The sequence below is a fragment of the Pseudomonas sp. ZT5P21 genome, assembly GCF_054897785.1.
The window spans coordinates 2,242,538-2,259,066 of sequence record NZ_CM142705.1 but is presented as its reverse complement, the minus strand read 5'-3'; the positions used below and the strand labels follow the sequence as shown (position 1 = coordinate 2,259,066).

Genomic DNA, 16,529 nt, shown 5'->3' with positions numbered 1-16,529 from the left:
GCTACACCTCGTCGACCTTCCGTTCGGCCCAGCGCTTACCCAACTGACGAGCCTGCTCAACACCCAGCACGCCGACAAATCCAGCGGTCGCGAATGACCAAGCGATGCTGAAGCCAAACTCTTTAACTGTCAGGCCTACAACCATGACGATCAGTGCGCCGAGGGTGGCTTCGATGAACTGTCGCCACGGTTTGGTCTCCTTGGCGTCGTATTGGATACGGAGCCAGGTCAGCGCAAACGTGAGAACCATGGCCAGACCGTTGTCCCTGAGCGCGGTCAGGACCAGAGCCCAGAAGGAAGGGTCTTTATCGGGCATGTTGTCCATTCTCATATGCCCTCTCGGGGCGCCTGATAGATCCGGCTCCAGCAGCACTCCCAGCTCGGAGCAATGGGTGTGGTGGAGCCGAAAACGAAAGAGCCCGGCTCAATGGCCGGGCTCTGTTGTCACTCTAGATTGGGAATACCAGCTCGGAGTTCCTGCGTGGTGAGCAAACCCAGCTTTCTAGGATTTCCACACATCCAGCACGAGCACACCTTGCCATGGTTCGCAAAAAGGCCGGCGTTCTTCTCGCTGGTAGACCAGCATTCATTCGCCCGCTGCTTCGCATAAAAGCGAGCTTTGATGCGGCGTGTATCGTGTCGTCGTTGAGCTCTAGACATAGCGTTCTCCTAAGCCGAAGACGACGAAGCCCCGGCAGACTACTCTGGCGAGGCTTTCGGCTCACTCCTACACGCGCAGGAATGACAGGATGGGATAAATACTGATGGAACGATGAGTCAGTGTCAATAGGCCTTCACGCTGCTGCTTCAGAAATAATCAAACCTTCGATATCGAAGATTTCCCCAGCGACACACAGAGCCTCATTAACCATGTCGTCCAAGGTTCCGTAGATGTTGCGGCGCCATTCTCGCCGGGTTGACTCTGGGCGGCCTTCGGTATCCCAGGTGTTCATGTCATAGAAGCTTTTGGGCAAGACAATCATTGATGCAGTCCGTGACTCAACGCGCTTCTTGGCAGATCGCTCTGCAGCTACGGCAGATGCAATCAACGACTCCCGGCGCCAATCAGGAGCATCGATAGGAACCGTTACAGTGACGGTCTGAGGGGTTTTCGGGTCCGCCCCTTTGAGCTTGGGAACCGCCCAAGCAGTAACGGCTTTGAAGATAAACAGCTGGGGAGCTGGCGAGCTGATGAGAAGCTTGATGTCGGCGATGGCCTGGACCTTCTTCGCCTTGTCGGTGCTGAACTTCGCGGTCAAAGCGCTCATGTGCTTCTTTTCAAGGCCGTGATGCAGACGGGCAGCCACCCAGCAATCGGCTTGGGCGCGGTCGATAGATTCACCTGGTGCGCAGCTGAAGAGCGAGCGCAGGTCGCGCTGCTCCTCTTCGTGCGGACTGTAAAGCTTCTGCCAGGCCTGCTTGCTAGTGTTGTCGATCGCTTCAGCTGCGAGGGCCGATACGACACCGCCGAGTACGCTTTGATAAATCATCGTTCAATCCCCTGTGAAGTTTGAAGCGCCGGCGCCGCGGCGGTTGTTCTGTTCGTATTGCTGCTGAGCGCCTGACGGCTGATTTACTCGGCTGCCAAAGGTAATGATGCGTTGCTGATAGATGTTCAGCATGAGCCCGAGTTGGGTAACCAGCACCTCGACCGGTAGCGCCTCCCCTGTCTCCGCCAAAACCCAACCCGAGGCGTGGCATTCAGTGCAAGGCAGCTCATGAAATATGCCTTTGATGACCGCTTTGCCCTTGCATGCTGCGCAACATTTCAACGGCATCGGCGATGCATTGAAGGCGGGTCCATGCTGCTTTTTCATCATTTTTAAACCTCGCCTTTTATGGATTCGTGATTTGGCTAGAGGCCGCGCCATTCAAGGCCTCGGCGGCATTCTGCGAATTTTCGTTTCTAGTCATGGTCGAGCGGTGAATCAGGTTGAAGCCTTTCCCGTCTAACCATTCGTGCCACTTGTTCAGGGCCTCACGCTTGAGCAATTCAGCCGAGGTGTGGATGTAGGTCTGCACGTTGCGGGTCAGGGTGTGGTTCACGAGCATCTCGCCAATCAGGAAGTCGACACCGAGGTCAGTCCACCCGGTCCGGGCCACCTTGCGTAGGTCGTGGCTGGTCCACTCGCCCTTGCCCAACCGCGCGAACACGGCACATGCCTGGCTGTCGCTGATCGGTCCACGGTTGCGTGCCGGGAACAGGTAGGCGCCTTTGTAGCCCTTGGCCGATTGCCAGCTCCGGTACCGCTCCAGCAGCGCGCAGACTTGGTGGGTGAGTGGCAGACGATGCTCGCAACGGGTCTTGGTGTTCTCAGCGGGAATGAACCACTCGCCCTGCTCGCCCAGTGTCAGGTGAGCCCATCGAGCCATCCGGCTTTCGCCGGCCCGGGTGCCATGGCAGAGCATCATCAGGGCCAGCATGCAGTCCTGCGGGTGCTCGTCGAAGGCGTTGGCCAGTTGGCCGATCACCTCCTCCAGCTGCACGGCACGCAGTCGCGATGGTTTTGGCAGGATGCGGGCCTTGGTGAAGTCGGTGAACTTGAAGCCGGCGATGGGGTTCTTGGCGATCAGGCGCAACTTCTCGGCCTGGCGGAAGGCGACCACCAACACACCCCACATCAACCGGACGTAGGACAGCGACATTTCGGCCTGCATCGGCCACATCACCATCTTATCCAGGGCAGACCGGTCGACTTCGTCCACCAGCAGATCACTGAGGCGTGGTTTGAGGTGGCAGGTGATGATTGAGGTGTTGGTGGCGCGACGTTTCGACGACAGGCTTCGCTCCGTCGATTGACGGACCATGAACCAGTCCAGCAGCTGGCCGACTGTCTGCAACGTGCCGGCGGCGGCCGAAGCTTTTGGGTCGGCGGCTAACCGCTCACGGATCTTTGGCAAGGCATTGATCAGGCCTTTCACCGGCAGCTCCGGGAAGCCGGCGATCTTTTCCCACTTCTTGCCCACCACTAGGTGCCACGTCCCGCGGTCCCGGTTCTGATGAAACCGGAAGTACACGCCCGGGTACCGCGCATCGCGCATGTCACGCACATTGGCGTTGCCAGCCTGGCGCCGGATCTCGGCATCCGTGAATGAGGTGAGCAGTGTCTGGCTCACGCGGCCACCACTGTGGGAGCGAGCCGCAGGTAGGCGCGGATTCGCTCCATCGCGTCGAAGTGCCCACGGCAGACCACGGCGAGGTAACCCTGCTCGTTGAGTTTGCGAATGCGCTCGTGCTGGCTGGCCGAGATCGCGGCGTCGTTCGGCGGCGTGGCCTTGAACTCGATGTACAGCCCGAAGAAGCCGCCACGGGCCATGGTCAGGACCAGGTCAGGGATACCGGCGACCACGCCCTGCTGCTTCAGCTTTACCGCGACCGACTTGAGCCGATGCCCGCCGTTGGGGACGTGATAGATCAAGTCAGCGACGTCAGGCATCCGGATACGCAGCTCGGCGATGAGGGCGGCCTGCTCCTGCCCTTCCCTGCCGACTGATTTGGCGCGCGGCGGCTTCGTCTGGAACAACTTCATGCTGGCTGGCTTCACTTGCGCTCACCCCGCGCCTTGCGGTACAGGTCGTTGAGGCGGCGGCAAACTTCATAGAACGCCCAGCTGGCGAGGATCATCAGGACAAGTAAGGTTCTTCGGTCGATCATGCAGCCCCCTTCACGGTGAGGATTCCGGCCCGGATCAAGGCCTCGTGTGTTTCGGCGATGGCGCGGGGCATGTCCTGCCAATCGATGTCGCCGACGGCACGGCCATCGATGACGTCATGGCAGGCGCTGCACGCGTAAACGGCGACGGTATCGAAGCCCTTCATGCCTATGCCCTTTTGGCCGCATGGCAGGTGCGCGAGCACCGTGGTGGCCGGGTCGAAATTGCAGGCGCCCGGCACGCGGACAGTGCAGTCTTGGCCGTTGGCTGAGGCGCGGAGTTTCTTCGAGGTCACGCGCATACCCGCTCCCCCGTGATTACGTCGACAACTTCGTAGGTGGTCGGCCACATCGCCTGGCCAAATTTCAACGCCGCCGATGAGTGCTCGAACAGCGCGACTGCGCGGTCGGGCTTGTCTGTCAGCTCCCACTTGTAGCCGCAGCAGTGCACGGCGAAGCGGTATTCGGCGGGAACAGTCGGGGCCAGATGAGGATTAGGCACGGGCACCACCTCGCGCACGCATGGCTCGCAATGAGGCCAGCGCCTGATTACCCACTTCTGGCGTGCGCTCAGACGGCGCCGCGAGCTCAGCAACCGGGACAGGCGCCAACTGCTCACCCATCCAGACCTTGCGAACCTGTTCCAGGTAGCGTTTTTCGAAACTGATCAGCCCCAGCTCACGACTGAGCAGCGGCAGACTGTTGAACCCAGCAGCGGCGGTAGCGTGGTAAACGGCTGGGTGGAACCACTTCGCAACGCCGTGCATGGTTGGGTGACAGTTGCGCAATGCCTGCTTGTAGGCGGCTTCAACACTCGGCAACGGCGGCTTCAACATCTCAGGCGTCGGCACGCAGCCCTGAATGAACTTGCCCACGCTCGGGATGAAGTCGGAAGGCTCGCCGCGGCAGCGCATCAGGCCAATATCAATCTGCTCCTGCGTGCAAATCCCGTTCTCGATGAATGCCTGCAGCCAAGTCGCTTTCGACTCCATGTAGGACTTCTTGTCCGGCCAAGCCTGACGCCATGCCGTGCGGATCGATCGCAACTGACGAAACAGCTGGTTGATCACCTTGCCGGTTTCGCGCTCCTGATCCTGCTGGGCCTGGACCGCGATGTCGGTGTCCGCTTCGATGAATTCGCCTTGGCGAACCTTGGTCATGGCCTGAGCCGCTACCGTGGAAACTGTTTTCATTTCCTGCCCTCCATCATCCACTCGGTGCATTCGTCATCGAACTCGTCTGAGCCAGCGGTGGTCGCGGCCCCGGCCGCTTTGACGCGGTCACGTTTGATCCAGTTGGCCAGTCGAAAGCACCATCCGGCAGCGGTGTCGACGGTCGAAGTTTTGGCAACGAAGAAGCCCTTGAAACCAGCAAGCAATTCGTCGGTGATCGAGTCAGTAGGCAGGCCGGCGATCTTGAGCTGGGTGGTCATGTAGCTTTCCGGAAACTCCCACTCGGCGAACATGGCGAAACGTTGGCGGTGATCTAGCGCCTCGATGGCGACCTGATCCTGCTCAGCAATCACGTCAGCAATCTCGCGCTGCTGCTGCTTTTCGGTTCCTTGATGGTTAATTGATGTATTGGGTGCAGCCGCTGCACCCCGTTCTGTTCCAGGCTGCACCCCGTTCTGTTGTGAGTTGCACCCCGTTGCGTCATCTGCACCCCGCTTTGTACGGGGTGCAGGATTTGCACCCCGCGATAGTTGAAGGTCATAAACAACCGGCCGGCGGTCATGACGGTCAATGTGCACGGCGGCGATTGCTTGGTTGCCCTTCTGGATCAATCCGGATTTCTCTAAATCGTCCAGCTTGTAACGGACGGTGCGCTCGGACAGGCCGGTGTCTTGAGCCAAGGTCGAAGCGGACGGAAAGGCGCCAGCACCGTTCGAGCCGGCATAGTTGGCCAAGCACAGCAGCACGTGACGCGCGCTCGAGTCTTTCAGGGATTGGGTGGGCAGAGAGAGCGCCCAGGACATTGCTTGAACACTCACAGCGAGGCTCCGATATTGAGTTCAGCCAAACGGGCAAGGCCTTTCGGCGTGACCAATGGATCGAAGGCCGCGCGTTCAACGCCGGTTTCAGGATTTGCCTTCAAGGAAGTTACTTTGTGGATCATGTAGCCGGACGTGATGCTCGGCTGATAGGCGGTCCAGCGACCCGAACCCTGGCGCCGAAAAATCCAGCGGTTCTTTTCCATCCAGGCGAAGAGCTTTGATGGCTGGATCTGCAGGTGCTTGGCCGCGTCTGTGATGCATATCGCACCGCCAGCCGCTGCTAGCCGCTTGATGGCTGCAACCTTCGGCGCCTGATCGAGGATGACCAGACGTAGCGACTGATTGTCCTTGGCCTGGTCGGCAGCAGCCTGCAACGCTTCGGCGTAAGTCGCTGGAATCTGGAACTGACCAACCTGAGCTTCCAGTTCCTGCCAACGATCAATGATCCGCGCGCGCAACTCGACGCTGTACCCAGAGACAACCACCAGGGTGTCGCGCTGAGAAAGAAGGAACTCGCGATAGACCTGGCCGTTCTGCGGGTGGACATAGGGGGTGTCGTTTGAAGAAACGATACCCTTGGTAACCAAAGCTCGGACGGTTTTCAGAACGTTGTCGTGCGTGCTGCCAGTCAGTTCGGCGATCTCGCGTGACGACATGGTGTGACACGACACGTTTTGCGATTGCGTCAAAAGTGTCGCGACATGGTGGGTATTGCCGGTGGTGAACTGGTTGTGCATAATCGGCTCCACAAGTTGTTGCTGTTAAAGAAGCCGGTCTAGCCACCGGCTTTTTTGTGCCTGTCATTTGGGTACTGGATGAATCAACAGCTAATCCGGTGTTCTGCTCTTTCCCTGCTCATCAGCGGATAATTGGCTCAACAGTCAGGCCGCCTGGTCTGGAAGACTTGGTCTCAAGTCACGAGCAAGAATCTTCCCGCCAGTTACGATTTCGGCTCTCAGCGCGACTTCAGCTGAACAGCCATGAAGCCCGCGGATCCAGCCGCTGACCGAACCCTGTTTAACGTTCAGGGCGGCAGCGGTCGCAGACTGCGAACCAAAATGCTCTACGAGCTTTTTGAAAGTGGTATTCATCAAATCTCCGCCCATATAAAGGGATGCCTTTATGGTATGGAAAGGAATACCTTTTTGCAACTCTAAAGGTTGGCCTATAAATTGTCTGGTATGGAACTCAAAGACAGATTGAAACGCGCCCGAAAGAATGCAGGCCTCACACAGGTCGAGCTTGCGGAGCGCGCAGGCATTAAACAGGCCTCCGTTTCCGAGATTGAGCGCGGCCTTACACGTACGTCTGGGCATCTGATAAAGCTTGCCCAGGTGTGCGGTGTCGACCCGGTTTGGCTTTCACAAGGTACAGGCACCCCCGAAGGCAAATATTCACCGCAATCCGAAAAACCAACCCCGACCATCGAGTCAAACGCGGTACTTCTCGGCCCTATTGATGTATGGGACGATGACACACCGCTGGATGATGATGAGGTCTACGTGCCATTTCTCAAGGAAGTCGAACTGTCCGCAGGCACGGGAATTACCTCCGTCCAACAGTCGCCAAAACAGAAACTTCGCTTTGGAAAGATAACGCTTCGTCGACAAGGCGTGCAGCCCTCGGAAGCAGTGTGCGTTACGGTTTCCGGCAACAGCATGGAACCAGTTCTGCCGGATGGCAGTACCGTCGGTGTGGATCGCGGAACGACTTCAATCACTGACGGTAAAATGTACGCCATCGACCATGGCGGGCAGTTGCGAGTAAAGACTCTTTACCGGCTGCCTGGCGGTGGAATCCGCATGCGGAGTTTTAATCGCGATGAGCACCCGGACGAAGAGTACACAGTCCAGGACATGCTTCAGAAAGAGATCGCAGTCTTAGGTCGGGTCTTTTGGTCATCTGTCCTCTGGTAACCGGTCGACAAAAAATCACCCCATCCCCCCTACCCGGCATCCGCTGGAAGTCACGGAAGATAGCAATGAAAAAGATCGCAGCCCTTCTACTCCTACTTGCGTCTAGCGGCATCTCTTCTGCCGCAATCAAGACGGTGACTGTGAGCGATTTTCAAAAAGGATTTATTGAAACTGTTCAGGATTACTCATCCCAGTATGAGGCGGCGCCGAATGAACTGAAGAAGTCTTCGGTCGCGAAAAAAAGGATGGACGCATTCGCGAAGCTGAATGGGGATCCCAGGAAGATCGCTGGATGGTATGGGACTATAGAAAAGCTCGGAACCAATGGCGACGGGGACGCATACATCACAATTCGGCTCCTCGTCGACAACATCACCATCAGTACCTGGAATAATAGTTTCTCAGATGCAGGCTCGAACACCCTCATTAAGAATGGTACGCCCTTGTACGAAGCGATCTCTGAGATGGCAGAGGGCAATGTCGTGATGTTCTCTGGGGCGTTGGGCAAGGTCAAGAACGTCAGCGAAAAAGGAAAGATGACCGATCCAGATTTCCTGTTCAAATTCACCAAGGTCGAAAAAGTCGGCGACTCGACTACCAAATAACGCACCCCGCAGTCTCCGAAGCCCGGTCCTTACCGGGCTTTTTCTTGCGCCCCCCAAAAAAAACACCCCGGTTTTGAAGGCGACCAAGGTTTTTTTATAATAATAAAGGTATGCCTGTTGACTACAAATAAAGGCTGCCCTATATTTTGCTCATCGCCGGATAACAACCGGCCAGATGGAAGGCAGCGATGAACCGGCCTCAACGGTTCAGAGGGTTGGCAACTGACCCGGGTGTGCAGCGTAAAGCACCGCAAACAGTTATCCGGCGGACTGAGTCGCGGTCGGACAAACAATCTGAACGAGCCCGTACCGCGCCAGCAGCGCCGAAGGGACACGGAAAGTTTCGCTGATGCACCTGGTTGGCCGGGTGCATTGGGAAAACAACCGGGAGTCACGACGATGGAAGAGGAAATCATCAGCGGTGATTGGCGAGGTTATCTCGGACGCGGCCTAGCACCCCGAGAGATTCAATTCCTACTTCTGGTTGCCCAGGGACTTACAGCTAAAGAGATCGCAAAGGGCTTCGGGCTAGCGCCTAGCAGCGTGAGCAAACGTCTTTCAAGTGTGATGTTCAAGCTCGGCGTGCATAGGCAATCGGCAATGGTCGCAGAGGCCATGAAGCGCCAAATAATTTGTCCGGCTTATGTCGTGCTTGCGGCCGTAATTGCAGTCCACACGATGATCGATGACCAGTCGATACGTCCGGAGCGAAGAGTCTCAGATCGGCGAGTTCAGCCCCTCGGTCGATTAAGCCTTTAGACATGCTGAACATGGAAATCAACCGGGAGTCACGGCGATGGAATCAGAAATCGTAAATGGCACATGGAAGGGTCACCTCGGTCGTGGCCTGGCTCCGCGAGAACTTCAGTTCCTTTTGTGGGTGGCCCTGGGGCTTACCGCGAAGGAAATCGCACGAGAGGCAGGCATCTCCCCCGCCACGGTCGCGAAACGACTTACCAACGCAATGTTCAAGCTCGGCGTCACTCGCCGAGCAGCTCTGGTAGCCGAGGCAATGCGCCGCCAGATCATCTCCCCCATGTGCTTCGTTCTGGCCACGCTGATGGCCATGAACGCAGTGGTCAACGTCCAGTCAGTCGAACCCGCTCGCCGCGATCGCCGGCCGCCGTCGGTACGGATTGCCCAGATCCGAATCACTCGGCGCGCCGAAACGCTGGAAGCCGCGTAACTCAACCAGAAAGGAAAAATCATGATCGAGCTTGGACAGAAAGCAGAAGACAAGATCACCGGTTTCTACGGAACCATCACTGGGCGCGCTCAGTACATCACCGGTTGCGATCAGTATTGCCTCGCACCGCCGATTCGCCAGGGCCTTAATGAGGTCCAGAAATCGGAATGGTTCGACGAGGGGCGTATCAAAATCCTTGGCCCAGGTGTCACTGCCGCCGACGTGGCTGGCCCTGCACCTGGTGGACCTCAACGCGATATGCCACCTCGGCGCTGACGGCACCTTCTGCTGGGAGGGCGGCTATTTGCGCTTACCCAATCCCGGAGCACCGCCCTGCAGTATGTGCACAGAGGAAAAATCAACCAATTTTCTTGGATGGATACCCAAGTCGATGGCCTCGGAGAGTTCTTTGCAGTGCTCACATTGTACGGGTACGAAGTACAGCTCCTCGTCTGGCTTCGTGGGCTTACCGCAGTCACGACACATAACCGCTCGCGCTTTCGCTGGGGCGGGGGCAGTTACTTTAGGCAGCCTCTTCCGTTTAGCGGATCGTCGGGCAGCGCGTTCTGCCTTTTTGAGACGCCTTGCTTCCTTGTCTGCCTCCTGGGCGGCAGTGACGTCGATCTGGGAAAAAGCCTTCCTTAACTCTTGAATCAGCCATTCGTTGTCCATCTTCAGGCACTTCCGCTGGGAGATGTTGATAGTAGCAATGTGCGTGCTGAAAACAATGCGCCCCGCCCTCTCCGGCGGCCTTAGGACGGACAGCATCACATCTGCACCTTGGCGACAGGGTGCAGCGGGATGACAACCAGACATGCACGGAGCACCAAATGAACGAACAAACACTTCAACAGCTTCTCGCTGAACGCGTCACCGCTTTCGCAGCGAGCGATAAGCCGGTCGAAATCATCGACGACCACGTCAAGAAAATGTTTACCAGCGTAATCGACAGCTGCTTCGGCCGTTACGGCGACATGGGTAAGCAGGTCGAGGAAGCTATCAAGGCCGCGCTGCCAGCCAATCTGACCGAAATCTTCGAGCTCACCCGCTACAACGCCATGATCGCCGCGGCACTGAAGGAAAAGTGGGAAAACAGCGGCGTCGAGGCCGACATGGTGCGCCTGGCGCAGAAGCAAATCGATGAGGTGCTGAACAAAGATGCGTTGCCTGAAGTGATCAGCTTGCAGGCTCTACTGGAGGCGTTTGTCGAGGACCACAAAGAGTCCGCTGCCGAAGAGCACTGGGGGGCTCCAGACATCCGCTTCCAACCATCCGACTACGGCGGACTGCACATCTACTTCGACAAGAAGCCCAAGGATCACGGGATCGCGAGCTACTCCAGAAGCTCTGAGCGCAGCGAATACCTGCTCGACAACGCGATCCACATCAGCTTCGACCGCCACGGGAAGGATCGAGACGAAAAGGGTCGCGAAGTCGGTTCGGTGTACGCCGCCAAAATCGACAACGAGAAGATCAGCCAAACCCTGAAATTCCGTTCGGAGTTCGAAAAGATGGTCGCCGCACTCTACTTCGGATCTTCAAAGATCCTCGTCGATTGCGACGAAGACGAGTTCAGCTACGGCATTTACGACTGAACAACCAGCGCCACGTCAGCCTGACGATAACTGCCCTATCACCTCGAAAGAGGCTGCATCGGAATGTCGGCGGGTCATGAAAAAAGCATCTCCAGAGCAATCGGATTGTGACGAATACCCGGACGTCGATTGCAGAAAATGGTGTGGACCGACATTCCAATGCAGCTTCGATAGGTGGCCACTGCCTTCCCAGTGAGCGAGCGATAGGAGTCACGGGCATGAAGTAACCGACCGATTCACCTGCGTGGTGCAGTAAGCCTGAAGGCTGCGCCCAACACCCTGACAGGCAGCGGACATCTGGGCCGACGGTGTCACCGCGCACCGGCCGAGCAATCGGTAGGCCACCCCAAGTTCAAGGTCACCGCTGATGATTCAAACCCAGGCTGTCGCCAGTAGCGAGCCTGGGAGGTTGTCGCGTAGGGAGGTCTTCGTGACAACAACAAAAGCCCGGGTGATCTCGGGCTTTTTTACCACTCCGCTCCTACAGGTTGACCGCTCTATTCCGGGGCTGGCAATCGAAAGCACACCCGAAACAGCCCTTCTCGCTCCCACAGCCTTTATCCGTCAGCACTCTCCCCTGCGCCCAACGGCAACCAGCAGGCGGCCCGAGTGCTGACGAATGACCGCAACCCACCATAAGGAATCGTCATGAATCAGACCATTCGCCAAAAACAAGCGGTCCTGCAGGTGTTGCGGGATCGCATCTCAATGTCCACCTCGGAGATGTACCAGATGATCGGTCGCGAAGAGCCAGTGCGTGCACCACGCTTCAACGTCATTCCCTTGGGCGGTAACAAGTTCGACGTTGTCGAGCATGACACTGGCCTTTCCCGCGGCGCCCGTGACGGTCACGCCGTGGCCTGCGATTACGCGAAGCAGCTCGAGAAGAACGCCGACTTCTTCGAAGAGGTTCGCGCCACCACCAGCCGCTTCGGCCGTAGCCTTCTGCGCTGGTCCATCGGCGCCGCTGTAATGCTGGTTGTCTTCGCCTACTTCGGAGCGCAGCAATGATCGGCAACCCGCTCCCAAACCCGCGCGATGCGGCACTGGCAGACATCGAACGGCGGATCGCTGACTTCTTCGGCGCCGGTGGCAAGGCAGAGCCAGCCGCCGCTTTCAAGCCTGAGCCGCGCCCGCCCCGCTCCGACAAGATCGACCCGGACACCGTACTCAAGCGTCGCCGGCCTTCGCCCACCCGTGCAGAACGCATTGCGCTGCGGCGAATCACGGAGGAGCTATGAGCAAGCGCAAGGCAAACAACGGCTTCGCCCGCGCCGAGCGAAGCTGCCGGTCGTTGCTCCGGACCAATCATGTCGCGGTCGTGAACATCGACCCCAGCGGCGCACAAATCATGGCGAACTGGAAGAACTGTCGGCAGATCCGGAGTTTGGCGATTGCCAACGCTCTGTTCGATTTCTCCTACCACTGGACGGTCTACATCAGCGCTATGTGTAGAGACGAGCGCGGCGTTGAGTACGTCAAGTCGGTGGAGATATCGCCGGAGGGCATCTACAGGGTCGAGCGCCTGACGGATGCCATCGAGCATTACTACCTGGAGCTGCGAAACAGCTGCAACCCACACCACCTGGTTGCGTCTGGCTGGATCGCAGTTCCCGCCGAGGTATCGCTTGATGAGGCGCAGGCCGCGAAGCTGTTCTGTGCGGCCGGTGCCTGGCATCAGGTAAAGGTCGCGGCGTGAGAAGAATCAACAACCAGGTGCGCCAGCGCCGACGACAGACATGGCTGGATATACCGGCCCACGGAATTGAAGAGGCAGGCCATGGCCAAGAGCAACGCGGAATTGCAGAAGGACAAGCGCGCCAAGGAGAAGGCCTTGCTCGACCGGATCGGCGCCGAGAAACGCACGCTGATTGTGTCGAAAGCGCTCGCTGATGCCCTTCAGGTGCCGGGCGAACGTCACGACTTCGAGGAATGGCAGGAGACGGTTTCCACTCTACTGATCAACCTCTCCCAAGCAACGGCCTACGAGTCCGGGCGATTTGCCAAGATGTTGCGACCTGAAATAGTCATCACTGAAAAGCAGTCGCGACAGCTTGAGCGGTTCGCCAAGACCGGCATCGAAGCATAACCACCATCCTACTGTCGCATCCGGCCACGGAGGGCGGCGAATGACTTGAGAACACCATGAGCTACAAAGGCGCTTACGCTCACCAGCACTATCAGGTGTCTCCAGAAATCGGCCGCTGCTTATTCATTAAACCTTTTTCCGTCTTCCAACGTCCCGCTGGACATCGATCCATGCCCCCTCAAGCTCCAGTCTAAGTAAATCTTTCATTTCGTTAACAAGATCAATTACCGGTTGTGCGTCATCTCCTGGGCGCATTTCGGAGAGTTTTTTAGTGATTCGATTATCAAGCTCAAATATTTTTTGGGTAGCTGCATCATCTCGACTCAGCAGCATCTCAAACTGAAGAGTTAAGATTGTTGTTCGACGATAGATCTCAAAGTTTTCCGAGCTCCCAAGAAAATCTTTATCCCCCTGATTTTTTACGCTTTGCGTGACTATCGCCTGCAAATATTCAGAGGCGCACGCCCTGAGCTCAACCATCCACTGATGACGAAAAGTACTTATATTTGCCGATATCTGATTCCGTTGAACTCGGACGGTTAGCCAGGCGACGATCAGAGCGACAACAACACCGGCGGCACTAGGAGCAACAGTTGCCCAATCAGTGTCCGAATCAACATGGATTTTCAGTGGTCTATCAGGATCGCTATTAACGAGTATTGCTGCCCCGAGGTCCGTCGACGACCTACCTGCATACTTGATGTCGTTGACGCTCAATTCAAAGCTTTCCACGGCCGTCCTACTCCAATTTATTTCAGCCTTGCTTCATACCCCACTTCAACGAATCACGCCAGCCGGCGAGGCAGGCGTCTGCCTGGAGATTTCCAATGAGCATTCCCGCAAATGCGTTAAGCGACGAAGAGTGCCTGCACTATGCCGCGCTTGATCCGGCGGCCGCCGCCGAACTGACCCGCCGATTAACCTCGCAGAGCATCGACCCGAGCGCCGAGCGCGAAGAGTTGCGGGAAGACATTCGCCGCCTCGAAAGCCAGGCGAGCGATGACGAGGACGAACTCGAAAATCTTCGCGATAGTGCCGGCGAGGCCTGCGAGTGGATCAAGCGAGCAATGGACCCGGACGACCGGGAGCTTTCACTGAATGCGCTGCTGCAAAAAGCGCTCGATTGCCTGGAGTGATGTCATGAGCACTTTTGCCGTATTCGGAATGAGTGAGAACTGGGCTCGCGAAGAAGCCAAAGAGCACACCAACACCTACAAGATGGAAAACGGAAAGATGGTTGAGCGGACCATCCCGGAGTGGGAGCTGGCAGTTGAGGCTGAGGTAGCAAGAATCATGGCCGGCAAGAAATGCGTCCGCCTGTCTCCAATGTTTGATGCCCCCCAGTACGCCCAGCAATTCATGGAGATGGCCAGGACAAGCATTGTTTGTCGCGACCTGAAGATCCGCACGAAGGCGGTGCTGGTCGATGCCAAGAGCAAGCCGATCTTGAATGCCAAAACCGGCGCGCCAAAAGTCGGGCTCGCTGATTGGGCGCCCGCAAAGTTTCACGCCGCCTGATTCTCTCCACCTCTCAATCACTCACTTTCGAATCACGCCAGACGGCGAGGATCTTCTATGTCCGCACAACAGCTGTTTCCCCAGTTTATTCATGGTCAGCCAACTATGGGCCTGCCGTTCGAAAAAGAACTGGTGGTGGACCTGTTCGCCGGCGGCGGTGGCGCCAGCACCGGTATTGCCCGGGCGTACCGGGAGCCAGACGTGGCGGTAAACCACAACCCAATCGCCCTGGCCGTGCACCGCGCCAACCACCCACAGACAGCGCACTACGTTGCCGACGTGTATGAGGTGTGCCCTCGGAAAGCAACCGGGGGACAGCCAGTAGCGATTATCTGGGCATCCCCTGATTGCCGTCATCACAGCAAGGCGAAGGGCGGTGCACCACGTGACCGAGGCGTTCGTGGATTGGCATGGGTGGTGATTCGTTGGTTGTTCGTCACTAAATCGCGCCTGCTCTTCTTGGAAAACGTCGAAGAGTTCTGCGACTGGGGGCCGATTGACGAGGATGGCCAGCCGATCAAGGCCGAGCGTGGCCGCACCTTCAAGGCATTCATTGCAGCGATCAGCACGGGGCTTCCCGCCGATCACCCGGACATGCCGGAAATCATGCATGCCATCGGCGAGTTCGTACCGATGGAAGCACTGGTGCGCGGCCTCGGCTATAACGTCGAATGGCGCGAACGGATCGCGGCCAACGCTGGCACCCCGACCATTCGTAAACGTCTGTACCTGGTCGCTCGAAGCGATGGCAAGGCGATCGTCTGGCCAGAGCCGAAGCGACACAAAAAGCCGACCGCGAAACAGCAGCCATGGCGAACCGCTGCTGAGTGCATCGACTGGAGCAACTTGGGTCGCACGATCTTCCGTGACAAACCAATGGCAGAGAACACCATGCGCCGCGTGGCCAAGGGCTGCTGGCGCCATGTGCTGACCAGCGCGAAGCCGTTCATTGTCCCTATGCGCGGCACCTCAGCAGCGCACACCAGCACCCACAGCACAGATGAAGCGCTGTCGACCATCAGCGCCGGCGGAACGCATCACGCGCTGGTTCAGCCAGTGGCGGCGCATTTCCTAACCGAATGCGCCAACGGTTCAGCGCAGCGCAACTTCGATGTGCAAGAGCCTCTGCGCACGCAGGTGGCTCAAGTGAAAGGTGGTCACTTCGCCATGGCAGCCTGCCATCTGACCCACCTCACTCACCACGGAGAACGCAGTGGTTACCACCCTAATGATCCTTTCCGCACGGTCACTGGCGCCAATCGCGGGGAGCAAGCGATGGTCGCTGCACACATGACCGCTTTCGGGCAGAACGCTGTCGGCAGCTCACCCGCTGAGCCTACACAGACTGTGCTGGCCGGTGCTGCACGGCATGGCGTCGTTGCAGCGTTCTTCGAGCAGGCGAACGGTGGTTTCTACGATGGTGATGGTCGCGCCGCCGACTCGCCGCTCTCGACCATCTGCCAGTCAGGCGCCAACCAGCGATTGGTCAACGCCTACCTGGTGAAGTACTACGGCAACGAGAAGGACGGGATATCGCTGACCGAACCGATGCACACACTGCCGACAAAAGACCGGGTAGCGCTGGTGGAAGTTGTGCAAGTGCCGGACACACTGACACCCGAGCAAATGGAAGGCGCCCGACGCTGTGCCGCCTTCATGCACGAATACCTGCCGGGACACTTCAAGGACCCCGCCGAAATGGTGATGGTCGGTGGGTACGTGCTGGTGGACATCACCCTGCGCATGCTGCAACCGCCTGAGCTGAAGGCAGCACAGGGCTTCGACAAGGACTACATCATCGACCGTGGGCTGTTCGTTGACCCGGTCACCGGCGCCGAAGAATGGCGCGACATAAACAAAACGGATCAGGTTCGGCTGATCGGAAACAGCGTTTGTCCGGATGAAGCCGAAGCGCTGGTCAGCGCCAACGCCGCCGACATCATTGAGCTCTACCTGCGCCTCGCGGCCTGACCCA

At 57.8% G+C, this 16,529-nt stretch carries 25 protein-coding genes; 13 read left to right on the top strand and 12 right to left on the bottom strand.

Going from position 1 to position 16,529, the window contains the following annotated elements; genetic code table 11:
* Position 1: 1 nt before the first annotated feature.
* The 11 genes from ACYZT9_RS10475 to ACYZT9_RS10425 form a co-directional block, all read right to left on the bottom strand.
* The gene (locus ACYZT9_RS10475; protein ID WP_462009718.1) at positions 2-316 is read right to left on the bottom strand and encodes a phage holin, lambda family; all 315 of its coding nucleotides are present in this window, start codon (positions 314-316) and stop codon (positions 2-4) included.
* Positions 317-794: 478 nt separating this feature from the next.
* Positions 795-1,490: a hypothetical protein gene (locus tag ACYZT9_RS10470; protein WP_462009717.1), complete on the bottom strand. Its 696-nt coding sequence runs from the start codon at positions 1,488-1,490 to the stop codon at positions 795-797.
* 3 nt (positions 1,491-1,493) lie between these two features.
* Positions 1,494-1,820, bottom strand: a complete 327-nt coding sequence (locus tag ACYZT9_RS10465) for a hypothetical protein (RefSeq protein ID WP_462009716.1) — start codon at positions 1,818-1,820, stop codon at positions 1,494-1,496.
* 16 nt (positions 1,821-1,836) lie between these two features.
* The gene (locus ACYZT9_RS10460; RefSeq protein ID WP_462009715.1) at positions 1,837-3,117 is read right to left on the bottom strand and encodes a tyrosine-type recombinase/integrase; all 1,281 of its coding nucleotides are present in this window, start codon (positions 3,115-3,117) and stop codon (positions 1,837-1,839) included.
* Complete coding sequence (locus ACYZT9_RS10455) at positions 3,114-3,545, bottom strand: VRR-NUC domain-containing protein (protein WP_462009714.1); 432 nt, start codon at positions 3,543-3,545, stop codon at positions 3,114-3,116. The genes ACYZT9_RS10460 and ACYZT9_RS10455 overlap by 4 nt, the downstream gene beginning before the upstream one ends.
* A gap of 106 nt (positions 3,546-3,651) precedes the next feature.
* Entirely contained in the window at positions 3,652-3,954 is a 303-nt protein-coding gene (locus ACYZT9_RS10450; protein ID WP_462009713.1) for a nuclease domain-containing protein, read from the bottom strand.
* A complete protein-coding gene (locus ACYZT9_RS10445; protein WP_462009712.1) occupies positions 3,945-4,154 on the bottom strand; it encodes a hypothetical protein in 210 nt (69 codons plus the stop codon). Before ACYZT9_RS10445 ends, ACYZT9_RS10450 begins: the two co-directional genes overlap by 10 nt.
* Positions 4,147-4,845 (bottom strand): replication protein P, encoded by a 699-nt coding sequence (locus ACYZT9_RS10440; protein WP_462009711.1) that lies wholly within the window; start codon positions 4,843-4,845, stop codon positions 4,147-4,149. Before ACYZT9_RS10440 ends, ACYZT9_RS10445 begins: the two co-directional genes overlap by 8 nt.
* Positions 4,842-5,627, bottom strand: coding sequence for a helix-turn-helix domain-containing protein (locus ACYZT9_RS10435; protein WP_462010191.1), 786 nt, complete (start codon positions 5,625-5,627; stop codon positions 4,842-4,844). The genes ACYZT9_RS10440 and ACYZT9_RS10435 overlap by 4 nt, the downstream gene beginning before the upstream one ends.
* A gap of 11 nt (positions 5,628-5,638) precedes the next feature.
* Entirely contained in the window at positions 5,639-6,301 is a 663-nt protein-coding gene (locus tag ACYZT9_RS10430; protein WP_462010190.1) for a phage antirepressor KilAC domain-containing protein, read from the bottom strand.
* Positions 6,302-6,526: 225 nt separating this feature from the next.
* Positions 6,527-6,736 (bottom strand): Cro/CI family transcriptional regulator, encoded by a 210-nt coding sequence (locus ACYZT9_RS10425; protein WP_462009710.1) that lies wholly within the window; start codon positions 6,734-6,736, stop codon positions 6,527-6,529.
* 90 nt (positions 6,737-6,826) lie between these two features.
* Between ACYZT9_RS10425 and ACYZT9_RS10420 the strand changes: the two genes are divergently transcribed.
* The 10 genes from ACYZT9_RS10420 (at position 6,827) to ACYZT9_RS10375 (ending at position 13,036) form a co-directional block, all read left to right on the top strand.
* Positions 6,827-7,561, top strand: a complete 735-nt coding sequence (locus ACYZT9_RS10420; protein WP_462009709.1) for an XRE family transcriptional regulator — start codon at positions 6,827-6,829, stop codon at positions 7,559-7,561.
* Between the two features lie 65 nt (positions 7,562-7,626).
* Positions 7,627-8,166 carry a hypothetical protein gene (locus tag ACYZT9_RS10415; RefSeq protein WP_462009708.1) on the top strand — a complete coding sequence of 180 codons (540 nt, stop codon included), beginning with the start codon at positions 7,627-7,629 and terminating at the stop codon, positions 8,164-8,166.
* 399 nt (positions 8,167-8,565) lie between these two features.
* The gene (locus ACYZT9_RS10410) at positions 8,566-8,925 is read left to right on the top strand and encodes a response regulator transcription factor (RefSeq protein ID WP_462009707.1); all 360 of its coding nucleotides are present in this window, start codon (positions 8,566-8,568) and stop codon (positions 8,923-8,925) included.
* Between the two features lie 37 nt (positions 8,926-8,962).
* On the top strand, positions 8,963-9,352 hold the full coding sequence (locus ACYZT9_RS10405) for a response regulator transcription factor (RefSeq protein ID WP_462009706.1): 390 nt from the start codon (positions 8,963-8,965) through the stop codon (positions 9,350-9,352).
* A gap of 21 nt (positions 9,353-9,373) precedes the next feature.
* Positions 9,374-9,628 carry a hypothetical protein gene (locus ACYZT9_RS10400; RefSeq protein WP_462009705.1) on the top strand — a complete coding sequence of 85 codons (255 nt, stop codon included), beginning with the start codon at positions 9,374-9,376 and terminating at the stop codon, positions 9,626-9,628.
* 554 nt (positions 9,629-10,182) lie between these two features.
* The gene (locus tag ACYZT9_RS10395) at positions 10,183-10,947 is read left to right on the top strand and encodes a hypothetical protein (RefSeq protein WP_462009704.1); all 765 of its coding nucleotides are present in this window, start codon (positions 10,183-10,185) and stop codon (positions 10,945-10,947) included.
* 648 nt (positions 10,948-11,595) lie between these two features.
* A complete protein-coding gene (locus ACYZT9_RS10390) occupies positions 11,596-11,958 on the top strand; it encodes a hypothetical protein (protein ID WP_462009703.1) in 363 nt (120 codons plus the stop codon).
* A complete protein-coding gene (locus ACYZT9_RS10385; RefSeq protein ID WP_462009702.1) occupies positions 11,955-12,188 on the top strand; it encodes a hypothetical protein in 234 nt (77 codons plus the stop codon). Before ACYZT9_RS10390 ends, ACYZT9_RS10385 begins: the two co-directional genes overlap by 4 nt.
* On the top strand, positions 12,185-12,646 hold the full coding sequence (locus ACYZT9_RS10380) for a hypothetical protein (RefSeq protein ID WP_462009701.1): 462 nt from the start codon (positions 12,185-12,187) through the stop codon (positions 12,644-12,646). Before ACYZT9_RS10385 ends, ACYZT9_RS10380 begins: the two co-directional genes overlap by 4 nt.
* Positions 12,647-12,727: 81 nt before the next feature.
* A complete protein-coding gene (locus ACYZT9_RS10375; RefSeq protein WP_462009700.1) occupies positions 12,728-13,036 on the top strand; it encodes a hypothetical protein in 309 nt (102 codons plus the stop codon).
* A gap of 126 nt (positions 13,037-13,162) precedes the next feature.
* Here the strand turns inward: ACYZT9_RS10375 and ACYZT9_RS10370 are convergent, their stop codons facing one another.
* A complete protein-coding gene (locus ACYZT9_RS10370; protein WP_462009699.1) occupies positions 13,163-13,768 on the bottom strand; it encodes a hypothetical protein in 606 nt (201 codons plus the stop codon).
* Positions 13,769-13,863: 95 nt separating this feature from the next.
* Here ACYZT9_RS10370 and ACYZT9_RS10365 point away from each other — a divergent pair, with 95 nt between their 5' ends.
* Genes ACYZT9_RS10365 through ACYZT9_RS10355 form a run of 3 tightly spaced genes read left to right on the top strand, consistent with a single transcriptional unit; the run spans position 13,864 to position 16,525 of the window.
* Positions 13,864-14,172: a hypothetical protein gene (locus tag ACYZT9_RS10365; protein ID WP_462009698.1), complete on the top strand. Its 309-nt coding sequence runs from the start codon at positions 13,864-13,866 to the stop codon at positions 14,170-14,172.
* Positions 14,173-14,176: 4 nt separating this feature from the next.
* Positions 14,177-14,554 (top strand): hypothetical protein, encoded by a 378-nt coding sequence (locus tag ACYZT9_RS10360; RefSeq protein WP_462009697.1) that lies wholly within the window; start codon positions 14,177-14,179, stop codon positions 14,552-14,554.
* A 57-nt stretch (positions 14,555-14,611) separates the two neighbouring features.
* Complete coding sequence (locus tag ACYZT9_RS10355) at positions 14,612-16,525, top strand: DNA cytosine methyltransferase (protein ID WP_462009696.1); 1,914 nt, start codon at positions 14,612-14,614, stop codon at positions 16,523-16,525.
* Positions 16,526-16,529: the final 4 nt, after the last annotated feature.